Annotated in this window: 17 protein-coding genes and 1 other RNA gene; 14 read left to right on the top strand and 4 right to left on the bottom strand. The window is 39.0% G+C overall.

The window, feature by feature from the left end:
* Positions 1-36: 36 nt before the first annotated feature.
* The 13 genes from IWC72_RS19975 to IWC72_RS20035 all read left to right on the top strand — a co-directional run bounded on the left by IWC72_RS19975 (position 37) and on the right by IWC72_RS20035 (position 21560).
* Entirely contained in the window at positions 37-1203 is a 1167-nt protein-coding gene (locus IWC72_RS19975) for a mandelate racemase/muconate lactonizing enzyme family protein (protein ID WP_194531020.1), read from the top strand.
* Positions 1178-2629 (top strand): aldehyde dehydrogenase family protein, encoded by a 1452-nt coding sequence (locus IWC72_RS19980; protein ID WP_194531021.1) that lies wholly within the window; start codon positions 1178-1180, stop codon positions 2627-2629. Before IWC72_RS19975 ends, IWC72_RS19980 begins: the two co-directional genes overlap by 26 nt.
* On the top strand, positions 2626-3579 hold the full coding sequence (locus IWC72_RS19985; protein WP_194531022.1) for a 2-dehydro-3-deoxygalactonokinase: 954 nt from the start codon (positions 2626-2628) through the stop codon (positions 3577-3579). The genes IWC72_RS19980 and IWC72_RS19985 overlap by 4 nt, the downstream gene beginning before the upstream one ends.
* Positions 3569-4216 (top strand): bifunctional 4-hydroxy-2-oxoglutarate aldolase/2-dehydro-3-deoxy-phosphogluconate aldolase, encoded by a 648-nt coding sequence (locus IWC72_RS19990; protein WP_194531023.1) that lies wholly within the window; start codon positions 3569-3571, stop codon positions 4214-4216. Before IWC72_RS19985 ends, IWC72_RS19990 begins: the two co-directional genes overlap by 11 nt.
* A 27-nt stretch (positions 4217-4243) precedes the next feature.
* Positions 4244-6328 carry a hypothetical protein gene (locus tag IWC72_RS19995; protein WP_194531024.1) on the top strand — a complete coding sequence of 695 codons (2085 nt, stop codon included), beginning with the start codon at positions 4244-4246 and terminating at the stop codon, positions 6326-6328.
* A gap of 34 nt (positions 6329-6362) precedes the next feature.
* Positions 6363-8132: an arylsulfatase gene (locus IWC72_RS20000; protein WP_194531025.1), complete on the top strand. Its 1770-nt coding sequence runs from the start codon at positions 6363-6365 to the stop codon at positions 8130-8132.
* A 250-nt stretch (positions 8133-8382) separates the two neighbouring features.
* Complete coding sequence (locus IWC72_RS20005; RefSeq protein WP_194531026.1) at positions 8383-10464, top strand: glycoside hydrolase family 127 protein; 2082 nt, start codon at positions 8383-8385, stop codon at positions 10462-10464.
* Positions 10465-10503: 39 nt separating this feature from the next.
* Positions 10504-12084, top strand: coding sequence for an MFS transporter (locus IWC72_RS20010; RefSeq protein WP_194531027.1), 1581 nt, complete (start codon positions 10504-10506; stop codon positions 12082-12084).
* Between the two features lie 14 nt (positions 12085-12098).
* Complete coding sequence (locus IWC72_RS20015; RefSeq protein ID WP_194531028.1) at positions 12099-14069, top strand: glycoside hydrolase family 127 protein; 1971 nt, start codon at positions 12099-12101, stop codon at positions 14067-14069.
* A 185-nt stretch (positions 14070-14254) separates the two neighbouring features.
* Entirely contained in the window at positions 14255-16300 is a 2046-nt protein-coding gene (locus tag IWC72_RS20020) for a glycoside hydrolase family 127 protein (protein ID WP_194531029.1), read from the top strand.
* A gap of 74 nt (positions 16301-16374) precedes the next feature.
* A complete protein-coding gene (locus tag IWC72_RS20025; protein ID WP_194531030.1) occupies positions 16375-18390 on the top strand; it encodes a glycoside hydrolase family 127 protein in 2016 nt (671 codons plus the stop codon).
* Positions 18391-18401: 11 nt separating this feature from the next.
* Positions 18402-20021, top strand: coding sequence for a sulfatase (locus tag IWC72_RS20030; RefSeq protein ID WP_194531031.1), 1620 nt, complete (start codon positions 18402-18404; stop codon positions 20019-20021).
* Positions 20022-20078: 57 nt separating this feature from the next.
* Entirely contained in the window at positions 20079-21560 is a 1482-nt protein-coding gene (locus IWC72_RS20035; RefSeq protein ID WP_194531032.1) for a sulfatase-like hydrolase/transferase, read from the top strand.
* 75 nt (positions 21561-21635) lie between these two features.
* Here the strand turns inward: IWC72_RS20035 and rny are convergent, their stop codons facing one another.
* From rny to IWC72_RS20055, 4 genes are all read right to left on the bottom strand, one after another.
* On the bottom strand, positions 21636-23204 hold the full coding sequence (rny, locus tag IWC72_RS20040; protein ID WP_194531033.1) for a ribonuclease Y: 1569 nt from the start codon (positions 23202-23204) through the stop codon (positions 21636-21638).
* A 121-nt stretch (positions 23205-23325) separates the two neighbouring features.
* Positions 23326-23436, bottom strand: a non-coding RNA gene (ssrS, locus tag IWC72_RS20045) — 6S RNA.
* 56 nt (positions 23437-23492) lie between these two features.
* Positions 23493-23789, bottom strand: a complete 297-nt coding sequence (locus IWC72_RS20050; RefSeq protein WP_194527991.1) for a cell division protein ZapA — start codon at positions 23787-23789, stop codon at positions 23493-23495.
* Between the two features lie 15 nt (positions 23790-23804).
* Entirely contained in the window at positions 23805-24095 is a 291-nt protein-coding gene (locus IWC72_RS20055; RefSeq protein ID WP_194527992.1) for a hypothetical protein, read from the bottom strand.
* 194 nt (positions 24096-24289) lie between these two features.
* On the opposite strand from IWC72_RS20055, the gene IWC72_RS20060 reads away from it, so the two are divergent.
* On the top strand, positions 24290-25981 hold the full coding sequence (locus IWC72_RS20060; RefSeq protein ID WP_194531034.1) for a M23 family metallopeptidase: 1692 nt from the start codon (positions 24290-24292) through the stop codon (positions 25979-25981).
* The last annotated feature ends 2 nt before the right edge of the window (positions 25982-25983 follow it).

Here is a 25983-nt window from a genome sequence, read left to right on the forward strand (position 1 = left end):
ACCGACCATTTCTTTAAACTATAAGCACAATAAACTATGAAAATCAAGAAGATAGAGCCTTTTGTAATTACTCACACTCTTGACACGCCCTTCTATTTTTCGCAATGGCAGTATGACACGCGAAAAATATGTATCGTCAAAATAACCTTGGATGATGGCACCTACGGATGGGGTGAAGGCTACGGTCCAGCGGCAGTTATTAAATCCGGTGTCGAATTTTTCAAGCCTTTCCTATTGGAAAAAAATGCGTTGGAACATGAGACGCTCTGGCAAGAAATGTACAGGCGCTCTATGGACTACGCACGTAGCGGAGCTTTTCAAGCGGCTATCAGTGCTATAGATGTTGCATTGTGGGATATTAAAGGGAAGCTTTTAAACCAGCCCGTTTCCGTGCTATTGGGCGGTATTAAAAACCCGATTATTGAACCTTACGCCACTGGATTATATTTTACCCGAAGCGAAAACCTTGAAGAGCTTTTGGTTGAAGAGGCGCTATTGTACAAATCCCAAGGATTCACAGCCACAAAAATGAAAGTAGGTCTGGGCATTCAGCAAGACCTAAAATATATTGCCGCAATACGAAAGGCCATTGGACCCGATATGCGTTTGATGATAGATTCCAACCACGCCTATAGTTATAAAGAGGCTGTGGAATTGGCCAGAAAATCCGAACAATATGACATTTCTTGGTTTGAAGAACCTGTTTCTCCAGAAGATTACGACGGGTACAGAAGACTTAGAGAAAACACGACTATTCCAATAGCTGGAGGTGAATGCGAGTATTTAAAATTCGGTTTTAAGCGCCTTTTTGATAATGATGCGGTAGACATAGCACAACCTGATATTTGTGCCACTGGCGGATTAACGGAAGCTAAAAGAATTACAACGCTAGCACAGGCCTATAATAAAGATGTGGTACCCCATACTTGGGGAACTTGGATCGCCATTAGTGCCGCCATACATCTAGTTGCCAACCTTGATAAAAATCCGGGCAGAATGTATAACGACTTGCCTACTATGGAATTGGACAGAACTGAAAATGCCCTACGTGACGAGGTTACCCTACATAACGTCAAAATTGAAAACGGACATCTAGAAGTACCCCGTGCACCTGGTTTAGGCGTTGATGTTGATATGGATAAATTAGAATACTATTTAGATAAAGAAATACATAAAGATGGAGCAGTTAAAATTCGGTCATAAGAAACTTTATATAGACGGTGCCCTAGTAGAGGCCTCTAATCATAAAACTTTTGAAGTAATCTGTCCTGCGGACGAAAAACCAACGGCTACCATAGCTTGGGCAAGTGCAGAAGATACAGAAAGAGCTTTGAAAAGTGCTCAAAAAGGATTTGAAACATGGTCTGTTCTTCCTCTTGAGGAACGTCTAAAATGGATTGATAAGCTTAGAAACAAAATTATTGAGAATAGCGATTTGCTGCGTGAAAGCATTATGTACGAAATGGGCAAAACGTGGGAAGGTTCCGAAGAAGACCTAACTAGTATAACCAACTCATTACAATACTATTCCGAAGAAATTAAAAAACGCAAGGATATTCCTCTTGAGGATAAAGAAGGTACACATAAACACCATTTTGTATCTCAACCTTTAGGTGTTGCCGTTGCTTTTCTTGCCTATAATTTTCCGCTTCTAAACCTAGGTTTTAAATTGGGTCCTGCTTTGGCTGCCGGCTCTAGCATTATTTTAAAGCCTTCTGAATTTTCACCTTTATCCGCTTATATTATTGGTGAGTTGTGTGCCGAAATAAATTTCCCAAAGGGGGTAATAACTGTTCTTTGTGGTGATTTAAAAGACGTAGGTATTCCACTTTGCGAAAGTAAAACCCCAAGATTGATTACCATGATAGGGTCTACGGAAACAGCACAGAAACTTATCGCACAAAGTGCAAAAACATCCATAAAAAGATACAGTATGGAATGTGGCGGAAACGCTCCGTTCATAGTTTGTGAAGATGCCGATTTAGAATTGGCCGTAAACATAGGAACAGCCCTAAAAGTTGGTAACTCCGGCCAAATCTGTGTAGCTCCCAATCGCTTTTTTGTTCATGAATCTCTTATAGAGGAGTTTACCGCCGGCATGGTTGCAAAGTTTAAAACTACTAAACTAGGTTTCGGCCGTGAGAACAAACCAGATATGGGTCCGTTAACCAACAAACAATCGGTCACAAAAGTCCAAGGCATCGTAGAAAAAGCTATTGAACAAGGTGGCCAATTGCTTTATGGCGGCAAGGCTGTAGATGGTACCGGCTATTATTTTGAACCTACTGTAGTAGTATTCGATAAAAACGATGTTGAAATTCTTCAACATGAGATTTTTGGTCCTGTTGCTCTTATTGTTCCATTTAAAACAAAAGAAGAGGTAATTGATCTGGCCAATAATACAGATGCGGGGCTAGCTTCTTACGTGTTTTCTAAAAATGATGACACTTTAGAATTCTTTGCGAACCGCCTAGAATTCGGAGAAGTACAACTTAATGGAGTAAAATATGATATATACCTGCCGCACGGCGGAGTGAAAAATAGTGGTATTGGTGTAGATTGCTCTACTTATGCGCTAGATGATTATCTTGCGAAAAAAAGAGTAACTAAAGCCTTACAACTTCAATGAAATTACCAGAAAAATTTATTAGTTGCGACTGGGGCACAACCAATTTTAGACTACGCTTAATAGACACTGAATCGCTCAAAATTCTATCGGAACACACGACGGATATGGGCATTAAAAAATGCTTTCAGGATTTTAAAGCGCAATCAAAATTAACCCAAGAACAATTTTTTGCCGAGTATTTAAAGAACCAGATTAAAAAATTAGACAGTACCATAAGTAATGACTATTGTATTGTAGCATCAGGAATGCTTTCGTCATCCATAGGCATGCATGAATTAAATTATGCCAACATGCCCATAGCCTTTAATGGCAAGGATTTGATTAGCAAGTACATTCCTTTTGATGATATGCCAGACCTGTTACTTGTTTCGGGTGCTAAAACAGATTCTGATGTGATGCGGGGGGAAGAAGTTCAGGCCATTGGTCTAATAAACGAACTTTCTAAATACGAAAAGGGAACCTTATTATTACCGGGCACCCATTGTAAACACATTACCTTTGAAGCAGATGTTTTCAATGATTTCAATACTTACATGACCGGTGAACTTTTTGAAACCATAAGCAATCATACCATTTTATCCGCCTCTTTAACCAAAGCTTCTTGGGACCCTACTTTTGACACTATTTTTTTAGAGGGTGTTAAGAAAGGACTGGCAAACAAGCAGATGCAGTCACTGTTTTCTATTAGGGCAAACACCCTAATAAAAGATGTTTCGGGCGAACAGAACTTCTACTTTTTATCAGGTCTTATGATTGGTGGTGAGTTGGCAAGTTTACAAAACCAGACCGGAACCATCTTTCTAGCGGCAAGTGGCATATACAGTATACTCTATAAGCTAGCCCTAGAATCATTTTTACCAACCGAACAAATCGTTTGCTTTGAGGAGCAAATTTTAGAAAAAGCATTACTAACAGGACAACAACAAATATTACGGACTTATGCAGAATAATACATTTTCATGGGATAAATACAACCAAAACCCAATAGTAGGAATCTTAAGAGGGCTAACAACAGAAGAGGTTCTTAAGATTATGCCTTCTTACGTAAAAACTGGTTTTTACACGATTGAAATTACCATGAACTCACCCAAGGTTGCTGAAACCATTGCAACTTTAGCCAAAGAGTATCCTGAACTTAATGTAGGCGCTGGTACGGTTTGTACTATGGAAGATTTAAAAATTGCTTTAGATGCTGGCTCTCAATTTATTGTAACCCCAATTATTGACGAAGAGGTAATTAAACATTGTGTAGCTAATAACATTCCTATTTTTCCAGGAGCATATACACCTACTGAAATCCACAAAGCATGGTCTTGGGGTGCTTCTGCGGTAAAAGTCTTTCCGGCAACGCAGTTGGGGATTCAATACATAAAAGACGTTTTGGCGCCACTTAATGAAATAAAACTTTTACCTACTGGTGGTGTTTCAGTAGACAATATAAAATCATTTTTTGAAGCAGGAGCTGTTGGTGCCGGTTTGGCAAGTGCACTTTTCGACAAAAAGATGATTCGTGAAGGAAACTATGCCGATTTGGAAAAGCATTTTATTAAGATGAAAAACGAGATAAAAGATTTTATTAAAGATTAAAGTTTAACACTATCAATTATTTAGAAAATGAAAAACAATAGAAAAACGGCAAAACTGACCATCTTACTTTTGGTCATTACAGGACTAAGCTTTTACAATGGCTTCGCCATAAACACTGGTAACACTGGCCCCATTAAATCTATTGTTTTAGAAAATGAAAAATTGAATATTAGTGTTGACGAGGCAACAGGATGTTTCTCGGTTACCGAGAAAACATCGGGCCACGTTTGGAAATCGGACCCGTGGGAAAATGCCGCGGGTCTATTGACCTTAACAGATTCCAAAGGAAAAAAACAGACTGTCAACATTTCTAAGAGTAAAAAAATAGAGGTATCAAAAACTAATGAAACTACTATAGCATTAAAGTTTTCAGATCCTGTTTTTGAAGATGGTTCTATTGCTAAAGGAGTGACTATTTCAACCCAAATCAGACTTGACCCAAAAACAGCTCAGTTAGATGTTGAAGTTTTAGAACACAAAGCTGGAAGTTTTAAATTATCGGATTTGCGCTATCCCGCTCGGGCTTTCAGTCTAAAAACAGATGAAGACAAGGGTGCTGCTGTAATTCCTCAAAAACAAGGTATTATCTGTCCTTCCTATATTTTTCCAATGAACGGTGGTCGGTTTTGTAAGTGGGACGATGCCACCTACAATAGAAAATCCGTAGGTTCTTTAGAACTCTTCAATAATGGAACCGGACTAACCATGCCTTGGTGGGGCACGTATAATGAAAAATCTGCCGTGATGGGTATTGTAGATGTTACTGCCCGTCCACACATGGAATACAACATTAACAATAACGGTCAACATCTTTTTAAAGGAGAAATGTCTACCTACCAACGTATTGCTTTTCTTGACCCAATTTGGAAACTAGAAGAAGAGAAAGGTAAAATGCGAATGAGCTATCATTTTATTCCTGGTGGTAATTATGTAGATATGGCTAAAGTATATCAAAAAGAAGCTAAGATTCGCGATCATTTTGTCTCGTTAAAAGAAAAACTAAAAAGAAACCCAAATGTAGACAAACTACCGGGAGCTATCTATTTTGGTATCTATGGCGGGTATCCACATTATGTAAACATGCCTGGAATGGCTTTTACTTTTGATGAGTTAAAAAACACCATCCAGACTATTCATGATGATTTAAAAGTAGATAAAGCTTTTGTTCACGCATGGGGAACCTTCTCCAATTTTGTTCCGCATAATCACCCTATTAGTGAAGCTTTAGGCGGACCAGAAAAACTAAAAGCCGCTGTTGATCTAGCTAAATCCTACGGGTATTTGTACTCCTCATATCATGCGTATTCACCTATGTTAGAGAACGACCCAAATTTCACTACAGACCTCATGCAGCGCGATGCCGATGGAAACTTAATGAATACCGGTAGCCGTTGGGCACGTGTAGACCCAAAATTCCAGAAAGGACTGGCGCAAGAAAACATAGCAAACGAAATTTCATATTTAGGTCTAGAGGCCGATATTACTGACATTACTTTTGCCGCTTACCGTGAAAACGGTAAGGAGGGCCGTATTGAACTGGCCAAATATATAGACAGTTTTAATTTGGTAAACGGAACCGAGCATGGCCAAGAACAATGGATACCATATTTTGATATGTTTGAAGGAATGACGTATTTAGAAGATCGCCCGCTTTCGGTAATCTCTCACCCTGCCCCACTTTTCAACTTAGTGTATCATGAAGCCATCGCCAACTTCGGCAAAATACAAGATCCAGATAATGAGGTTACGGCCAATGGCGACTTTAGAATCAAAGCCCTAAGGAGTATGTTGTTTGGCAGAGGAACTACCATTTTCTTTTCGCCTTATGAGTTTAAAGGCATGCGCCCAATGATTGAAATGGCTAGAGATTTGGTTAGCCCCGTTCATAAAGAAACCTTCTATTCGGAATTAAAGAGCCATGAATACCTGAGCGCAGACTACAAAGTACAAAGAAGTCGCTTTTCCAGCGGCACCGAAGTGGTTGCCAATTTAGGTCCGGTAGCTCAAAAAATAGAAGGAGGTATTTCTATTCCCGGTTACGGATATAGAATTAAGATGAAAGATGGTAGTGTTAAGAGTGGCCACTTCCAAGTAAGCCTACACATGGATTAAAAGAAAACGATAGCAAATAAACCGGTAGAATATTATGAAATACGTTGCAATAAGACCAAAAATAATTAATCGCTATACACTAATATTCTGTCTTGGTATACTCTTTTGTAGCAGCAATTTTCTTTCAGCGCAAAATCGTCCTAATGTTTTAATTATGCTCACGGACGACCAAGGGTATGGAGATTTGGGTTCTCATGGCAACCCCTATCTAAAAACACCTAATATTGAGGAAATAGGTAAGCAAGGCCTTGAAATGACTCATTTCTTTACCTACCCAAATTGTTCGGCCACCCGAGCGGCAATTTTGACTGGTCGCTATCCGTACCGTACAGGGGTTACTGGCGTTACTCAAGTAGACCACCTTATGAATACCTCGGAAGAAACCATAGCAGAAATTTTATCCAAAAATGGGTATCGCACAGGGATTTTCGGGAAGTGGCATTTAGGTGATAATGCACCCATGCGACCAACAGACCAAGGGTTTCAAGAAGCTTTGGTACACAAAGGAGGTGGCATTGGTCAAGCTGCAGGCCCTGCTGGAAACACGTATTTTGACCCCATCCTTGAGCACAATAATGAATCTAAAAAATACGAAGGGTATTGTGATGATATTTTTACCGATGCTGCATTGGACTTCATTAGCACAAAAAGTGATAAACCATTTTTCACCTATTTAGCTACCAACCTGCCGCATTTTCCTTTAGAAGTTCCTGAGGAAAAAGCAGACCCGTATAGAAAAATAGGTTTGCATGAAGATAATGCGAGAACCTATGGCATGATAGATAATATTGACGCCAATGTTGGTCGTGTGCTAAAACGGTTAAAGAAATTAGGCATAGAAGATAAAACCCTTGTTATTTTTCTTTCGGACAATGGCCCAAGAAACCGTCGTACTAAAAATGATGTGTATCCGGGCAGATGGGTATCTAACCTAAGAGGAACCAAAACGAGTGTTTACGAATGCGGTACTCGGGTTCCTTTCTTTGTGCAATGGCCATCACATGTAAAGAAAGCGCAAACAACTAATACCATGGGTGCTGTCATTGATGTATTACCTACCATTTTGGATGTTTGCGATATTGCACCTTCAAAAGAGGTTAAAATTGATGGCCGCTCGTTATTACCCTTATGGAAAAATGAGCCCACAGATTTTAACGACAGAGAGTTCATCACTCAAATGCACTACGGACCCACAGTTTTTAAATACATGCATTTTGCCGTCCGCACCCAAAAATATAAATTGGTAAGTCCGCATGATGATCCGCATCATATTCTTTATCAACCTAAAGACGAAGAACTGAAAGAAATACTTGCCAACCTAGAATTATATGACGTTCAGAATGACCCGAGCGAACGTATAAATCTAGCTGGTGATCACCCTGAAATTGTAGAAAATCTTCTATCTCGTTATGAAAATTGGTTTGACGAGGTTACCGAAGAAAGAGATTCCAAAGGAATACAACGCATCTATCTAGGGAACGCCATGCAACGTTCTACAAATTTATCTCAGTTTGATTGGGGAGGTCCTAGAGTAATTTCAAAAAACGAACTCGGCCATTGGCGCGTGAAGACAGAAGCTGGTTTATATAATGTCAGCTTTGATCTTCCTTCTTTGGAAAATGATGGTACGGCCCATTTAAAGTACAAAGAGCTTCACTTAGAGCTTCCTATAGTTAAAAATCAAAAGAAAGTTGTTTTTAGAGACGTTACTCTTCCAGAAGGAAAAGGTAACTTCCATGCTTTCCTCAAAACAGAAAGACTCGCAAAAGGCCCTTTATTTGTTGATGTAGAGCGTGTTGATTAAGATTTATTCGGGTCGTTAAGTCATAATTTCATTGTTTCAAAACCTCCACGAGCCACACTTAAGTACCACAATTCACTCAAATCAACAACTTAAAAGGTTAAAATAGTGCTATAACTAGATAAAATCTACAAATCTCCTTCCCTCCTATTGTCCTTAATTTGTATGCTACGCTGCTTTATAATTTTCGTTTTTTTGATTAAGCGAATTCTCAACAAACAACAGAGCACCGTTTTATATAAATATTCGGATTATGAAAAAACTCAGCTTCACCATTTGTGTTTTATTAACCTTGGCTTCCTGTAACCAAAATACAACTGACCAAAACCAACCTTCAGAGGAAACCAAAACCAAAGACTACGCTGCCAATCTAGATATAGGTAAAGGCATTATCAACAACACCAATAGTCCCCATGTTAAACTAAAAAGTATTGACATAGGCGATTGTAAGTGGACAGAAGGTTTCTGGGCCGAAAAATGGAAAGTTGCCGAAGAAACTATGATTCCGCACATGGGTGAAATCCTAAAAGGAGATATAGGTCACGGTTATAATAACTTTAAAATAGCCGCAGGACAAAAAGAAGGAGAACATAAAGGATTCTGGTGGCATGATGGCGATTTTTACAAGTGGATGGAAGCTAAAATGTATATCTACGGTGTAAATAAAGATGAGAAAATTGTTGAAGAAATAGATGAAATTATAGATGTAATTGCCCAAGCGCAACAGAATGACGGGTATTTATCTACACCTGCAATCATCCGTGATGACATTGAACCTTTTACCAATAGAAAGTACCACGAGCTATACAACAGTGGCCATTTAATGACCAGCGCCTGTATCCATTATCGTCTTACAGGAAAAACAAATTTTCTAGATATAGCAGTAAAACATGCTGATTATCTATACAAACTCTTTTCACCAAAACCAGACCACCTTAAACGGTTTGGCTTTAACCAAACACAGATTATGGGATTGGTAGAATTGTACCGTACCACTCAAGATAAGCGCTATTTGGAGTTGGCCGAACAATTCATAAATATGAGAGGTACTTATAAAATTGAGGACGATGAAACCACTTTGGGCTATCCTATTGGTGATATGGTCCAAGAGCGTGTTCCGCTTCGCGAAGAAACCGAAGCCGTGGGCCATGCGGTATTGGCTCTGTATTATTACGCAGGCGCTGCTGATGTGTACGCCGAAACCGGAGAAAAAGCATTAATCGATGCGCTTGAAAGACTGTGGGACAACGTGACCAACAAAAAAATGTATATCACTGGAGCCATTGGTCAAACCCACTACGGACGTTCTTCTCGCCTTGATAAAATTGAAGAAGGTTTTATTGATGAATATATGATGCCAAACATGACGGCATACAATGAAACTTGTGCCAACATCTGTAATTCCATGTTCAATTATAGAATGCTCACTTTAACCGGTGATGCCAAACATGGAGATATTATGGAACTTGTACTTCACAACAGCGGACTCTCGGGCATCAGTCTTGAAGGAAAAGACTATTATTATTCCAACCCACTACGTAAAATTGAGGGAGCGCTTGATTATGAAAAAATGAACGTTGAGTTTCCTGAAAGACAACCCTATCTTAAATGCTTTTGTTGTCCACCAAACTTAGTACGTACCATTGCAAAATCCCCGGGATGGGCCTATAGTAAATCCGAAAATGGAATTGCCGTTAACCTATACGGAGGAAATGAATTGAATACTACATTATTAGACGGTTCGAAAATAAAACTGGTTCAAAAAACAGATTATCCATGGGATGGTGCCGTTAAAATAACAGTAGAAGAATCTAAAGCAGATACTTTTGAAGTTCTGCTTCGCATACCTAGTTGGGCAAAGGACACTCAAATTAAAGTAAATGGAGTTGCAGTGGAAAATGCTACGCCTGGAACTTTTGCTAGAATAGAAAGAAAATGGAATGCAGGAGATGAGATTACTATGGATATGCCCATGGAAACCAAATTTATTGAAGGGCACCCACGTATTGAGGAAGTTCGCAACCAAGTAGCCCTAAAAAGAGGCCCGGTGGTGTACTGTATAGAATCAGCAGATTTACCCGAAAAAACAGATATCACCAATGTTTATCTTTCTTCAAAGAAAAAATTAAAACCCACCTCTAGACCAAATTTCTTAGGAGGTGTAACCACTTTAGAGGGAGAAATTCTATTGCGCAAAGACAAGCTCGGAGAAATGTATCAAGAAGTAAGTGAACCAGAATTTCAATCCTTTAAAACCAATTTTATACCTTACTATGCTTGGAGCAATAGAGGCCAAGGAGAAATGACGGTTTTCTTACCTGTAATCTGGAATTAGGATTTATGGTAATATACCATAACTTAACCAAAATGATTTATGGGTTCTAATAAAAAGAATGCTTTTACATACTCAACCATAGTTGCTATGGGCGGTTTTGTCTTTGGATTGGACGCCGCCTTAATCTCAGGAACTATAAAATTCATAACTCAGGAATTTTCACTTACAGATTTGGAATTAGGCTCTGTTGTAGGCGCACCTGCTATGGGTGTACTTCTGGCGCTTGTTTTTGTTGGTTATGCATGTAACAAATTTGGCCGTAGAGCCACCTTAATGATTGCTGCGGCGCTCTATCTTTTTTCGGCTATAGCATCTGCAATGGCCCCTACCTATACACTATTATTAATTGCTCGGTTCTTAGGAGGGTTGGCTTTCAGTTCCATCTCCATAGCATCAATGTACATTGGAGAAATAGCACCTCCAAAATGGCGTGGAAAATTGGTTTCCATGACACAAATAAATATTGTTGTAGGCCTTTCAGCGGCTTACTTTATCAACTATCTAATTTTAGGTTTGGCAAACTCGGGAGCTCCATGGGTTCAAGAATGGGGTCTGGATGCAAATACTTGGAGGTTTATGCTAGCCACTGAAGTTATTTTCGCTTTTTTGTGGTTTCTATTGTTGTTTTTAGTTCCTAGAAGTCCAGCGTGGTTGTTATACAATGAACGCGAGCCAGAAGCTATAAAGACGTTGCAAAAGGTAACTCCTGAAGATGAAATTCCCGCAAAAATAGCTCAAATGCGTTTCAGTCTTGAAAACAGTAATCAAGACCGTTCCCTAGGTTCTCAATTAAAAGAAATTTTTGGCAAACCCATGCGGGTTACCATGATTATCGCAATGACCATTGCCATAGCGCAACAAGCTACCGGAATAAACGCCATTCTTTTTTATGCACCTACTGTTTTTGAACAATTGGGCATTGGAACAGATGCAGCTTTTGCCCAAGCTATTTACATTGGCCTGACTAGTATTGTATTTACAATTTTAGGTCTGCTACTGGTTGACCGCATTGGTAGAAGACCTATGATTATTTGGGGAATGTTGTGGATTATTATCAGCCTAGGAATTTGCTATTACGGTTTTAAAACTGCAGACTACACCATAACGGGGAGTGCTATTACCGAGATGTCCTCTATTCCTAATGCCGATAGATTAAATGTCTTAGTTGATGTTTCTTATGAGAGTGATATTAGTTTTAAAGCTGCTTTAATTGAGACTTTAGGGGAAACCGATGCTAGAGATTATTCCGGACTATTACTCCAAAAAGCAGCGGATATAAATGCCCTACTCATTCTAATGGGAATACTCAGTTTTATAGGTGCATTTCATTTTTCCGTAGGCCCTATTATGTGGGTCTTGTTTTCAGAGATATTCCCTATATCCCTCCGTGGTGTTGCTATACCCTTTTTCACTTTGGTCACGAGTTTTGTAAGCTATTTGGTACAGAAATTTTTCCCTTGGCAATTAGCAACTATGGGCATAAGTTCCACCTTATTATTCTATGCCATAACGGTAAGTATCGGTTTGGTCATCCTTTACTTTTATTTAAAAGAAACTAAAAACATGACCATAGAAGAAGTGCAATTGGCATTATCCTCCCGAAGAAAACCTAAAGTTTAATAACATTAGTACAAATGAAACAAGCAACTCCGGCCAACTCAAACAGTCCGTATACGAAACTAAACAGCATGAACATTGGTGAATGCCAATGGACCACAGGCTTTTGGGCCGATAAATTTGAGCTTTGTACCACTGCCATGGTTCCCTATATGGGCGATGTTTTATGCGGAGATGTAGGACATGCCCTTAATAATTTTAAGATTGCTGCAGGTGAAAAAGAAGGTGAACATCAAGGTATGTTCTGGCATGATGGTGACTTCTATAAATTCATGGAAGCTAAAATTTATGTTTATGCACACACCCAGGATAAAGAGTTGCTTAAGGAATTAGAGGAATACATAACCGTCATAGGGAAGGCGCAAGAAAGTGACGGATATCTACAGACTCAAATTCAATTGAGAGATGGCGTAGACCGCTACGAAAATAGAAAGTACCACGAGATGTACAATACCGGCCATTTGCTAATTACTGCCTGCATACATCACAGGGTTACTGGACAAAGCAACTTTTTGGACATTGCCATTAAGCATGCAAATTTGTTGTACACCATTTTCATGCCTGATACAAAACATTACGGTCGTTTTGGTTTCAATCAAACGCAGATAATGGGCTTGGTAGAATTGTACCGTACTACAGGTAATAAAAAATATTTGATCCTTGCTGAAAAGTTTATTGATAATCGTGGTAAATACGAAGTGAAGCATCATGCCACAACGGAGGGCTACCCTATTGGTGACATGGTTCAGGAGCGCACACCTTTACGTGAGTCCAATGAAGCAGTTGGCCATGCCGTTCTTGCGCTATACTATTATGCCGGTGCTGCCGATGTATATGCAGAAACAGGTGAAAAAGCACTAATTGATGCCTTAGACCGTCTTTGGGAAAATGTGACGACCAAGAAAATGTATGTAACCGGTGCCGTGGGTCAAGCCCACTATGGAGCTTCTGCAAATAGAGATATGATTGAAGAGGGATTTATAGACGCCTATATGATGCCCAATATGACCGCCTATAATGAAACCTGTGCCAACCTTTGTAACGCCATGTTCAGCTATCGTATGCTGAACCTTCATGGCGAAGCCAAATATGCAGATATTGTTGAGTTGGTGCTTTACAACAGTGCCCTTTCTGGAATTAGCGTAACAGGCAAAGAGTACTTTTATGCGAACCCATTGCGGATGCTCAATAATACTAGAGATTATAACGCTCACGAAAATGTAACCGAAACTCCAAATAGAGAGCCTTATCTGAGTTGTTTCTGCTGCCCTCCTAACCTTGTGCGTACGATTGCTACGGTTTCGGAATGGGCTTATAGTCTTGCTGAAAATGGAGTAACCGTAAATCTATACGGTGCAAATAATCTAGACACCCAGTTAAAAGATGGTTCCCCTATTAAGATAGCACAAGAGACAGAATACCCGTGGCAAGGAAAGGTAAAACTGATTGTTAAGGAATGTAAGGAAGATGCTTTTTCAATTAGTCTGCGTATTCCTAAATGGGCAAAAAATTCAAAACTGACACTCAACGGAGAAGAAATATCTAATACTCTAAAACCAGGAAGCTTTACTTTAATTGAACGAAATTGGAAAAAAGGTGACACCCTCGTTTTAAATATGCCAATGGAAGTTGATTTTATTGAAGGTCACCCAAGAATTGAAGAAGTACGGAATCAAATTGCTATAAAACGTGGTCCTATAGTTTACTGTATTGAATCTCCAGATTTACCAGAGAATACAGACATTCTGGATATTTACTTCAACGGGAACAAAAAACTGGAACCAAAATATGAGCCTAATTTCTTAGGAGGCGTTACCGTTCTTGAAGGAGAAATTTTAATTAGAAAAGATAAAGGCAAAGGTATCTACAGAACCGTACAAAAACCTGAATGGACACCATACAAGACGCAACTTGTACCTTATTTTGCGTGGAGTAATCGCGGGCAGGCCGAAATGACGGTATTCATGCCTGTTGTTTGGAAGGATTAAAACCCATTTCCCATACTCTGTAAAAAACAGACCAGACCGTACCAAATAGATAAAATAGTGCCATTAGCGGTTAACCCACGTAAAAGGAAACATTTGTTTTAGTGTTTTATTTGTGAGACTCAGACTATAATCCTGAGTAAACATCTCAACCTAACTAAAACATTTATCCTTTTTAAGACTCAACTATGAAAAGAACATTAGCACTTGCTGGCGGCTTACTACTATCTATTTACAGCTTTGCACAAGAACAAGGGGTCATGAACAATTCAAGGACCCCGCACATGAACCTTAAGACCATTGATATAAATGATTGCCGATGGACCGAAGGTTTTTGGGCCGATAAACTCAAAGCGGCCCATGAGGTAATGATTCCTAATTTGGGAAGATTGATGGATGATCCGGAAATCATTCATGCCTATTCCAACTTTAAAGTAGCTGCAGGTCTCGAAGAAGGTGAGTTTAGAGGATGGTCATTTACAGATGGTGATTTCTATAAATATGTTGAAGCCTTGGCATACGAATACGCCATGACCAAAGATGAAAAGATAAATCAGCAGATGGATGAAATCATCGCTGTAATTGCGAAAGCGCAACGTCCCGATGGTTACATTCATACTAAAATTCAAATCGGTCACGGTATTGCAGGTTTTCTTCATGAATCCGCACATCCATTTAAAAGTGACGAAAAACCCTATACCAACGGACCTTCTCACGAATTTTACAATTTCGGACACCTAATGACTGCTGCTTGTATCCATTATAGAATCACTGGTAAAAAGAACTTTCTTGATATAGCTATTAAAGCGAGTGATAATATCTATGACCATTTTAAAGAGCCATCTCCTGAGCTTGCCCGCATAGACTGGAACCCTCCGCATTATATGGGTCTGATAGAAATGTACCGCACCACTGGAGATAAAAAATACCTAGAGCTAACGGAGACTTTTGTAAATATGTTAGGTACTGCCCCAAAAGAAGCTTTGGACCACCGTGGTATGGACCATAGCCAAAGAGGTACTGCCGTTAGGGAAGAATCCAAAGCGGTGGGTCATGCCGGCCATGGCAACTATCTTTATGCAGGTGTAGCCGATTTATATGCGGAAACCGGTGACCAAACCCTAAAGGACTACTTGGAGCGAATTTGGACGAACGTCACAACTCAAAAAATGTATTTGACCGGAGCCACGGGTCCCCATCATTTTGGAATATCCGATCATGCAATTGTTGCCGAAGCTTACGGTAAAGATTATGAGTTGCCCAACATAAAAGCGTACAATGAAACCTGTGCCAACATTGGTAATGCCATGTGGAACTGGCGAATGTTTCTAATGAATGGTGAAGGGCGTTTCGCAGATATTATGGAACTGATTTTTTATAACAGTGCCATTTCAGGTATTTCTTTGGACGGCGAACATTTCTTTTACACCAACCCATTGCGTTTTATTGAAGGTCACCCGCAGAATACAAAGGATGAAGGCAAACGTGGTGAATTTATGTCGGTTTTTTGTTGCCCTCCAAACATCATCCGTACTATTGCCAAAATGCATACCTATGCCTATAGCACTTCAGAAAAAGGGATTTGGGTAAATCTGTACGGAAGCAATGTACTTGATACCGATTTAGCAGATGGAACCAACATCAAACTAACCCAACAAAGCAACTATCCTTGGGACGGAAATATTAAAATTACTGTAGATTCCAAAAAGAAAAAAGAATATGCAATGATGTTACGTATTCCTGCGTGGGCGGAGAATGCTAGTATTAAAGTAAACGGAGAACTGGTAACTCAATCTCCAAAAGCTGGGTCTTACGCTGAAATAAACCGCAAGTGGAAAAAAGGAGATGTGGTAGAAGTTGAATTGCCAATGGCTCCTCTTTTAATAACTGCAGACCCAAATATTGAAGAGACCAGAAACCAAGTTGCCGTAAAACGTGGTCCTATTGTATACTGTTTAGAAGGTGGAGATTTAGAGTCCGGAACCAGTATAAACGATATTGTAGTTCCAACGGATATTATGCTTCAACCAAAATACGAAGCCAATCTTTTGTCCGGTGTTACCATATTAGAAGGTGAAGCCAACGTATTACCCAAAGCAGATTGGTCCAACCAATTGTATAAGCCATTGGTAAAACCTGAGCTAAAGAAAACTCCAATTAAGATGATACCTTATTTTGCTTGGGCCAATAGAGGCGTTCATGACATGTCTGTTTGGTTGCCGTTGCAATATTAATTTTTCGACCTAAAAAAGTACATTATTAAAACATTATGCTATACCAATAGCAAAAATCAATAACCAGAATTGAAATGAAAAAATCCATACTTATAGTCTTTAGTCTTTTATTTTTCAGCGTTGGTAATGCCCAACAACAAGGAATAATTAATAATAGCCAGAGTAAGCATGTAAAGCTAAAAAGCATAAACATAGAAGATTGCCAATGGACAGATGGCTTTTGGGCCGATAAGTTCAAAGTAGCTGAAGAAACCATGGTTCCCTACATGGGAGAACTATTAACAGGTGACACGGGACATGCCTTAAACAACTTTAAAATAGCTGCTGGTCTTAAAGAAGGAAAGCACCAAGGCATGAAATGGCATGATGGTGATTTTTATAAATGGATGGAAGCTTCCATTTACATTTACGCCCAAAACAAGGACCCGAAAATACTATCAGACTTAGATAGTTACATCGAAATAATTGCAAAAGCACAAGAAGAAGACGGATATATTCACACAAAAGTGCAAATTGAAGATGATATGTTTCGCTTTGGAAACAGACAACATCACGAGATGTACAACTTCGGACATCTGTATACTAGTGCATGTATCCACCACCGGGTTACGGGTAAGAAAAACTTTTTAGACCTTGCCATTAAAAATGCGAACTTCCTATATGACACCTTCATATCAGAACCAGACCATTTAAAAAGGTTTGGCTTCAATCAAACCCAAATTATGGGACTTGTTGAGTTGTACCGTACCACTAAAGACAAAAAATATTTAGAGTTAGCGGAACTATTCATAAATATGAGGGGTAAATACAAAGTAGAGCCAGATGAAACGGCAAATTTCAAGTTCATTGGCGATATGACACAAGAAAGAACACCCTTAAGAAAAGCACAGACCGCTGAAGGGCATGCCGTATTAGCACTATATTTTTATGCTGGTGCTGCTGATGTAGCTGCAGAAACTGGTGAACAGGAATTGATAGACGCTTTAGACCGACTTTGGGACAATGTGGTGAACAAAAAAATGTATGTTACCGGAGCCTGTGGGCAAACGCACCACGGAGCCTCTTCTAATGTAGACATGATACACGAAGGTTTTATTAGCGAGTACATGATGCCTAATTTAAGTGCCTATAATGAAACTTGTGCCAATGTCTGTAACTCCATGTTCAATTACCGTATGTTAGGCTTACATGGAGAATCAAAATATGCAGATATCATGGAATTGGTTCTATTTAATAGTGCTTTGTCCGGTATTAGTATTGAAGGAAAAGATTACTTCTATGCCAACCCGTTACGTGTAAGCCATAAAGGTCATGACCCAGGCAATGATACAGAGTTTGATGTTCGTCAGCCGTATATTCCTTGTTTTTGTTGCCCTCCAAACTTGGTGCGTACAATAGCAAAAATGTCTAATTGGGCCTATAGTTTATCTGAAAACGGAATTTCTGTTAATCTATACGGTGGAAATAAATTAACAACAGACTTACTTGATGGCTCTAAAATTCAGCTAAAACAAGAAACCCAATACCCATGGAAAGGTAAAGTAGATATTACCGTTGAAAAAGCCAAAAAAGAGGCTTTCGATATTTTATTACGTATTCCAGAATGGGCAGCTGGTTCCAAAATATTGGTAAATGGTGAAAGTAGCAATACAGAGATAGTTACCGGTACTTATGCCACTATCAATAGAAAATGGAAAAAAGGCGATGTCATTACTTTAGACATGCCTATGGATGTAAAGCTATTGGAAGGTAACGCTCTTATAGAAGAAGTCCGTAATCAAGTAGCTGTAAAAAGAGGCCCTGTTGTTTATTGTGTAGAAACTCCGGACCTACCTGAAAACACAGATATTTTAGATGTATATCTTCCTATTAACTCTAGTCTTACAGCAACTTTCAATCCGGATTTATTGGGTGGCGTTTCTACCATTACAGGAAATCTAAAACTAAGAAAAGACACCAAAGAAGGCATGTACACAGAGGTTACCAAACCTACATGGGAAACTAGCGAAGTACAATTTGTTCCGTATTTTTCATGGGCAAACAGAGGAGCTAGTGAAATGAGTGTTTGGTTGCCTGTTGTTTGGGAATAATTACAACAAAAATGAAAAAGAGTTTAACTATAATATTGCTTTCGTTTCTTGCTTTTAGTTGCAAAAACGAAGCTCCCGTTGTAAAAAAGAATAAACGCAAACCCAACATCCTATTCATTGCCATAGATGACCTTAGGCCTGAACTAGGGTCCTATGGTTCTATGATAGCGCAAAGTCCTAACCTAGATAAATTGGCAAGTGAAGGACTTCAGTTTAACAGAGCCTATTGTCAACAGGCAATTTGTGGTCCATCCCGGGCTAGTGTTTTAACCGGACTTAGACCAGAAACCAGTGGTATTTATCACAACTATTTAAAAATCCGAGAACTCCACCCTGATGTTGTTACCCTACCTCAGCATTTTAAAAACAACGGATATGAATCCGTTTATTACGGTAAAATATTCCATCACGGAGACTTAGACGATTCTTTATCATGGAGTAGAGTGCCAGACCCACAACCTAAATCCGTTGTGGGCTTTGCCCTTCCCGAAAACCAGCAAATACGGGAAGAAACCCGTAAGGAAATGTTCACCAAATATGGTGATGTTGCTAAATATGGCCTAGCCATGGGGCCTGCATACGAATCTGCAGATGTTCCTGATAATACTTATAGTGACGGTTATAATACGGATTTGGCAGTTGCCGACATCAAAAAGATGGCCAAAGACAGTGATAAACCTTTTTTTTTAGGCATGGGTTTTCATAAGCCTCATTTAAATTGGGTAGCCCCAAAAAAATACTGGGATTTATACGATGAAACAAAAATACCAATGGCATCCGATAGTATACCTCCAGAAAATGGTGCCGCAATGGGACTACACCCCTCGTTTGAGTTGCGCGTTCGCTCTGGTATTCCTAAAAAAGGTAAACTTGACCCAAAACTTTCCAAAACCTTAAAACATGCCTATCTGGCTTGCATTAGCTATGTTGACGCTCAAATAGGCCGTGCCATTACAGCTTTGGAAGATGCTGGAATACGTGACAATACCATTATTATTGTTTGGAGTGATCATGGATATCATCTTGGCGATATGGGCATTTGGGGGAAAGCCACCAATTACGAAATCGCAACGAGAGTCCCTTTAATGATATGGACTCCGGATATGCCCGAAACAAAAAGAGGAGCTCAAACAGATGCCTTAGTGGAATTGATTGACATTTACCCCGCGCTATGCGAACTCGCCCAAATTGAAAAACCAGAACATATTGAAGGCCTAAGTTTTGTTCCTCTTCTAAAGAATCCGAAACAAAAATGGAAAACAGCGGTATTCAGTCAATTTCCATCCCCGGCTTTACGAGAATGGGGTTCTTACCCATTACGGCCAGCTATGAGAGAAACCTATTTTGGCCAGTTAATTGAAGAGGTTGAAACAAAAATTAAATCGCAGCAAAAAGAAAAATGGAATAGAGATCTATTTGAAAATAAATTAATGGGATACGCCATGCGAACGGAACAATACCGCTTTATTGTTTGGAAAGACCAAACACAGCCACAAGCTACTCCTCTATACTATGAACTCTATGACCATAAAAACGATCCTGACGAAACAACAAATATTGCACTAGAAAATTCTGAATTAGTAGCTCAATTATTATCGCAGTTTAACGAAGCAAAATATAGTCATCAATAAAAGGATACACCTTGAAAAACATCCTCTAATATACATATCAAAATTAAACTTACACATATGAAAATTAAATCTTCTAATCTTAAACAGCTTCTATACGCAGCTTTTCTCTCTATTTTTACAATGGGTATAGCCCAAGAAACCCGTCCAAATATTCTTGTAGTTTTATGTGATGACCTTGGTTATTCAGATGTTGGTTTTAACGGATCAACAGATATTATCACTCCTGAATTAGATAAACTGGCAAGTAACGGCTCCATTTTCACATCGGCGTATGTTGCGCATCCTTTTTGCGGACCAAGTAGGTCTGCTATTCTTACCGGACGATATCCACATTTAACCGGTACCGCGTACAACTTATTTCATAATAGTAGTAAAGATGATGAAGATAACATGGGTGTTCCCTTAGAAGAAACGTACATGGCCAACGTATTACAAAATGCAGGTTACTATACCAGTGCCATCGGGAAATGGCATTTGGGTTCTGCTCCTAAATTTCATCCGAATAAAAGAGGATTTGATAACTTTTATGGCTTTCTAGGCGGAGGGCATCATTACTTTCCAAGTGAATATAACAAGACCTATAATTCACAGATGAAAGCTGGTAACGAGAATATAAGAGATTATGTTTTTCCGATGGAACATAATGGGAAACCTGCCAACGAAACCGAATACATAACCGATGGTTTTTCCCGTGAAGCTAGTAAGGATATAAAAATTGCTGCTAGCAAAAAGCAACCTTTCTTTATCTATTTGGCATACAATGCACCACACGTTCCGCTTCAAGCGAAAGCTGAAGACATGGCCAAATTTTCAAACATAGAAGACAAAGACCGAAGAACCTATGCCGCCATGGTTTATGCGGTTGACCGCGGTGTTGGTAACATCGTAAAAACTCTAAAAGAAACCAATCAACTTGATAATACATTGATTGTTTTTCTAAGCGATAACGGGGGGAACTTTGACCATGGAGCTAATAATTATCCCTTAAAAGGAACAAAAGGAGATACTTGGGAAGGCGGTTACCGTGTACCTATGTTTTTTCATTGGCCTAAAAAAATCAAAAAGGATCAACGCTTTGAATTCCCTGTTTCCGCATTGGACCTCTACCCTACTTTTACAGAGCTTGCCAAAGCTAAACTTCCAGAAGGAAAAAAACTGGATGGAAAGAATATCATAAACGACGTATTGAAAAATACAGAGCCTTATAAAAACGATTTAATTTATTCTCTGCGCTACCGTGAAGGTTATAATGATGTTGGAGCCCGACTTGGCGATTGGAAAATAACCAGAATGGGTAATGAACCGTGGAGACTTCACAATATAACACAAGACATAGGTGAAAAGAAAAACCTTGCTGGCCGTTATCCAGAACGTTTAAAGGATATGATAGCTAGAACACAAGAGTGGACCAAAAGCTTTGTAAAGCCTTTATGGGTTTATTCTGTAAAAGACAAAGAATTGTGGGACAGCGGTCGCATGCCGGCTTATGATGAAACTTTTGAAATAGAGAAGTTGGTAGACAATCCCTATCACAAATAACAGGTCATAGTCATTAAACAAAAAGAGAGCCGCATATTGCGGCTCTCTTTTTGTTTATATAAAGTAGTAAGTACCTTATTTCGCTACGTTTACTGAACGGGTTTCCCTAATTACGGTAACCTTTACTTGCCCAGGATATGTCATATCTGTTTGTATTTTTTGTGAAATCTCAAAAGACAACTGTGCTGCTTTCTCGTCATTCACTTTTTCGCTTTCAACTATTACCCTTAGTTCACGACCTGCTTGAATAGCATAAGCCTTTTGAACACCTCCAAAACTGAAAGCTACTTCTTCCAAGTCTTTTAAACGTTGAATGTACGAATCCAACACTTGTCTACGTGCTCCTGGTCTTGCACCACTAATAGCATCACAAACCTGAACGATCGGTGAGATAAGTGTCTTCATTTCAATTTCATCATGGTGAGCGCCTATAGCATTACATACGTCCGGTTTCTCGCCATACTTCTCTGCCCACTGCATACCTAAAATAGCATGTGGAGTTTCAACCTCTGCTTCCGTATTTGGCACTTTACCAATATCATGTAAAAGACCCGCACGTTTTGCCAACTTAGGATTCAACCCAAGTTCCGCAGCCATTACACCACATAATTTAGCAACTTCTCTAGAGTGTTGTAATAAGTTCTGTCCGTAAGAAGAACGATATTTCATTCTACCTACAGCACGAACCAATTCCGGATGTAAACCATGAATACCTAAATCGATTACAGTACGCTTACCTACCTCAACAATTTCTTGCTCTATCTGCTTCTCTGTCTTCTTAACAATCTCTTCAATACGTGCCGGGTGAATTCTACCATCCGTTACCAACTTGTGTAAAGATAGTCTTGCTACCTCACGACGAACTGAATCAAAACAAGAAAGAATAATAGCTTCCGGAGTATCATCAACTATAATTTCAACACCCGTAGCAGATTCTAATGCACGGATGTTTCTACCTTCTCTACCAATAATCCTACCCTTAACATCATCCGATTCTAGGTTGAAAACAGACACACAATTTTCCACTGCTTCCTCCGTTCCTATACGTTGAATGGTGTTTATAACGATTTTCTTAGCTTCTTGCTGAGCAGTTAGTTTAGCCTCTTCCACCGTTGTTTGAATGTAGGCCATGGCATCTGTTTTTGCAGTCTCTTTTAGAGACTCCATTAACTGACCTTTTGCATCATCTGCAGAAAGTCCCGAGATTACCTCCAACTGTTGTACTTGATTCTTATGAAGCTTTTCTAGTTCGCTTTGCTTTTTTTCAAGAAACTCCTCTTTATGGGAAACTTCCTTTAATTTGCTATCAAGCTGAGTGTTGAGTTTTTTGCTTTTAGCTAATTCATTACTAACTTGAGACTCTTTATCACGAGTGCGTTTTTCGGCCTCACCAATTTTCTTGTCTTTGTTAATAATAACTTTTTCGTGCTCTGCCTTTAACTCTAAAAACTTCTCTTTGGCCTGAAAAATCTTGTCCTTCTTAATATTTTCGCCTTCGGTCTTAGCGGAACTAATTATTGAATTTGCTTCAGTTTTGGCATTAGAAAGCGTTTTTGACGCTTTTCCCTTTTCCAAAAATTTTGCGATGGCAAATCCAATCGCAAGGCCGACTATTCCGGCTATTATAAGTGTTGCACTATCCATATATCTAACAATTTAGGTTTGAACAAGCCTGAGCACTTAGAAGCTACATGAAGAATAATGTACCGACCACCGTTGCTCAAACAAATCCATAAAAAAAGCCCACATCAGCGAAGTTTTGAACAAACTCCAATAAACAGGTTTAGGGCTACAAGACTGATCAAGAATCCCTATACGAGTAGGGCCCGCTTTTACAATCTAAACTCACCCTTTTTAAACAAAATAAATGTTGAGTTTGTCAAAAGGTAATACCAATGTGGGCAGTAACTTATGTATTTTAAAGAACGTATTTTATTTTAAACCTAGCTTTGAGGTCACCAATTGATCTAACGCTTTTAAACGTTCGGTCGCATTTTCGGTTCCTTCGGATTGATCAATACCACGTTGTTCAATTTTAGAAGCAAATTGCAAGGCACACATAGCCAAAACATCTTGCTTATCTCTCACAGCGTAACTTTGTTCAAACTTTTTCGCCAATTGTTCAATGTTCTTCGCCGCTTTTCTCAAGCCTTCTTCTTGGCTTGGATCAATGGTCAAAGGATACACCCTATCAGCTATAGAAAGCTTTATTTTTAGCTTTTCCGACATTTTATTTTTTGAACATTATTCTGAAAGTTGTGCTATGCAATAGTCCAACTCTCTGATCAATGTATTTATTTTAAGCTTAGCTTCGGTTTTATTCGTATTACTGCCAAGCATTGAGTTTGCGAGTTTCAACGAGTTGTATTTCTCCTCCCACATAGAAACAGAATCCAACACTTTGTCTTTGTCCTCTTTTAGACCACTAAGCTCCTCTTGCAATTTAGTATTGGATTGGTGAAGCACCTCCAACTTATGCAAAAGCTTGCTTATTTTATTCTCTAACGAGTCTACGACTTTGACTAATTCACTCATAAATCAAACGCAATGCATTTTACACAAAGTTAACATACCTGCCCCTACTTAGCAATACTTTTTTCAATTATTCTTCAAGTAATACTTTAAGCCTTTAAATAACGTTGGTTACATAAGAAGTATGATTTTTGACGCTATATATTTTCTAGAATTCAAACCGTTTGGCTAATTTCGTATCTGTGCCCCTTAGAATTATGAAAAAACTTTTTGCCTTTCTTTTGCTGTTTACTACTATTGTTGGTGTTTCCCAAGAAAAATACCCACAAGATGCGTTTCGGTCTCCCGTAGATATCCCTCTGGTTCTTGCCGGGACCTTCGGAGAATTACGTTCCAATCATTTTCACTCTGGCATTGACATAAAAACCCAACAACGGGAAGGATTACCCATTTATGCTATTGCAGATGGAAGTGTTACCCGTATAAAAGTTTCTCATTGGGGTTACGGAAAAGTGCTATACATTGCCCACCCAAATGGCTATACTTCTGTTTATGGACACCTTCAAAAATTTGGTCCTAAAATCCAAGAATATGTAAAGAAGCTTCAGTACAAGAAAAAATCCTATGAGGTTGAAGACTTCCCAGATTATGCAGAAATAAAAGTAGAAAAAGGGGAAATTATAGCCTACGGTGGTAATACCGGAGGTTCTTCTGGCCCTCACCTTCATTTTGAAATTAGAAGTAGTATTTCGGAAAAACCTACAAACCCATTATTATATGGTTTTGACGTTCGTGATGCCACTAACCCTACATTACAAAAACTGTACGGTTTTCCACTTTCTGAAGATGCACAAATTAACCAAAGTAAAAACGCCACCGCTCTTAATTTTAAGAGACAAAAAGACGGAACGTTCTTGGCTGACCCTGTTAATGCCGTTGGTACAGTAGGATTTGGTTTTGTAGGTTTTGACCGTCAAGACCTTGCCGCTAACCACAATGGTGTGTATTCCGTACAACAATTGGTAAACGGAAAAGTCTATACAGATTATGATTTAGAATCTTTTTCTTTTGGGGAGACTAGATATATCAATACTTTAATTGATTATTACCATTACGGAAAATACCGTCAGCGTATTCAATTGCTCTATAAATCGCCCGGAAATAAATTAAGCATATACAACACGGTTGAAAACGAAGGCAAGATTGATATTCGCGAAGGATTAAGTTACAATGTTGAATTATTGATCAAGGATTATGCCGGCAACTTAACCAAGGCTATCATACCTGTAGAAGGAAAAAAAGAACTTATAAAGGTTGATAAGGACGAGAAGAAGACAGAGAATTATGTGATTGCCAAAAAGCCGAACAATTATGATTTAGGTGCTGCAAAAGTATATTTCCCTGCAAATACTTTTTATGACGATTTTTACATCGATTTAAAAAAGGATGATGATACGGTCCGGATTCATAATTCTACCGTGGCGGCGCACCGCAACTTCACCATTACTTTTGACGTTTCAAAATATAGTGAAGCAGAAAGAAAACAGATGTTCATTGCAAGACTAGATAGTAGATTAAGACCCTCACATGCCTCAACCTACAAACGTGGAAATACATTTACAACACGAACCAGAAACATGGGCACTTACACTTTGGCAAAAGACACTGTGGCTCCTAGAATAAAAGCGAAAAACTTTAAAGAAAAACAGTGGCTGAACAACTACCACTATCTAAGTTTACGAATTACGGATGACCTTAGTGGTATTGACACGTATTCCGCAACCTTGAACGGCAAATGGATATTGATGGAGTACGAGCCAAAAACCGCGACACTAACCTATAATTTTGACGATGTTATTCTAGATCAGAAAGAATGCAAACTTGAAGTTACAGTGACTGACAATGTGGGCAATACAAATACTTTGACCCATACTTTTTATAGAAAATAACA

Origin of the sequence: Zobellia roscoffensis (assembly GCF_015330165.1) — a bacterium.
GTDB lineage: Bacteria > Bacteroidota > Bacteroidia > Flavobacteriales > Flavobacteriaceae > Zobellia > Zobellia roscoffensis.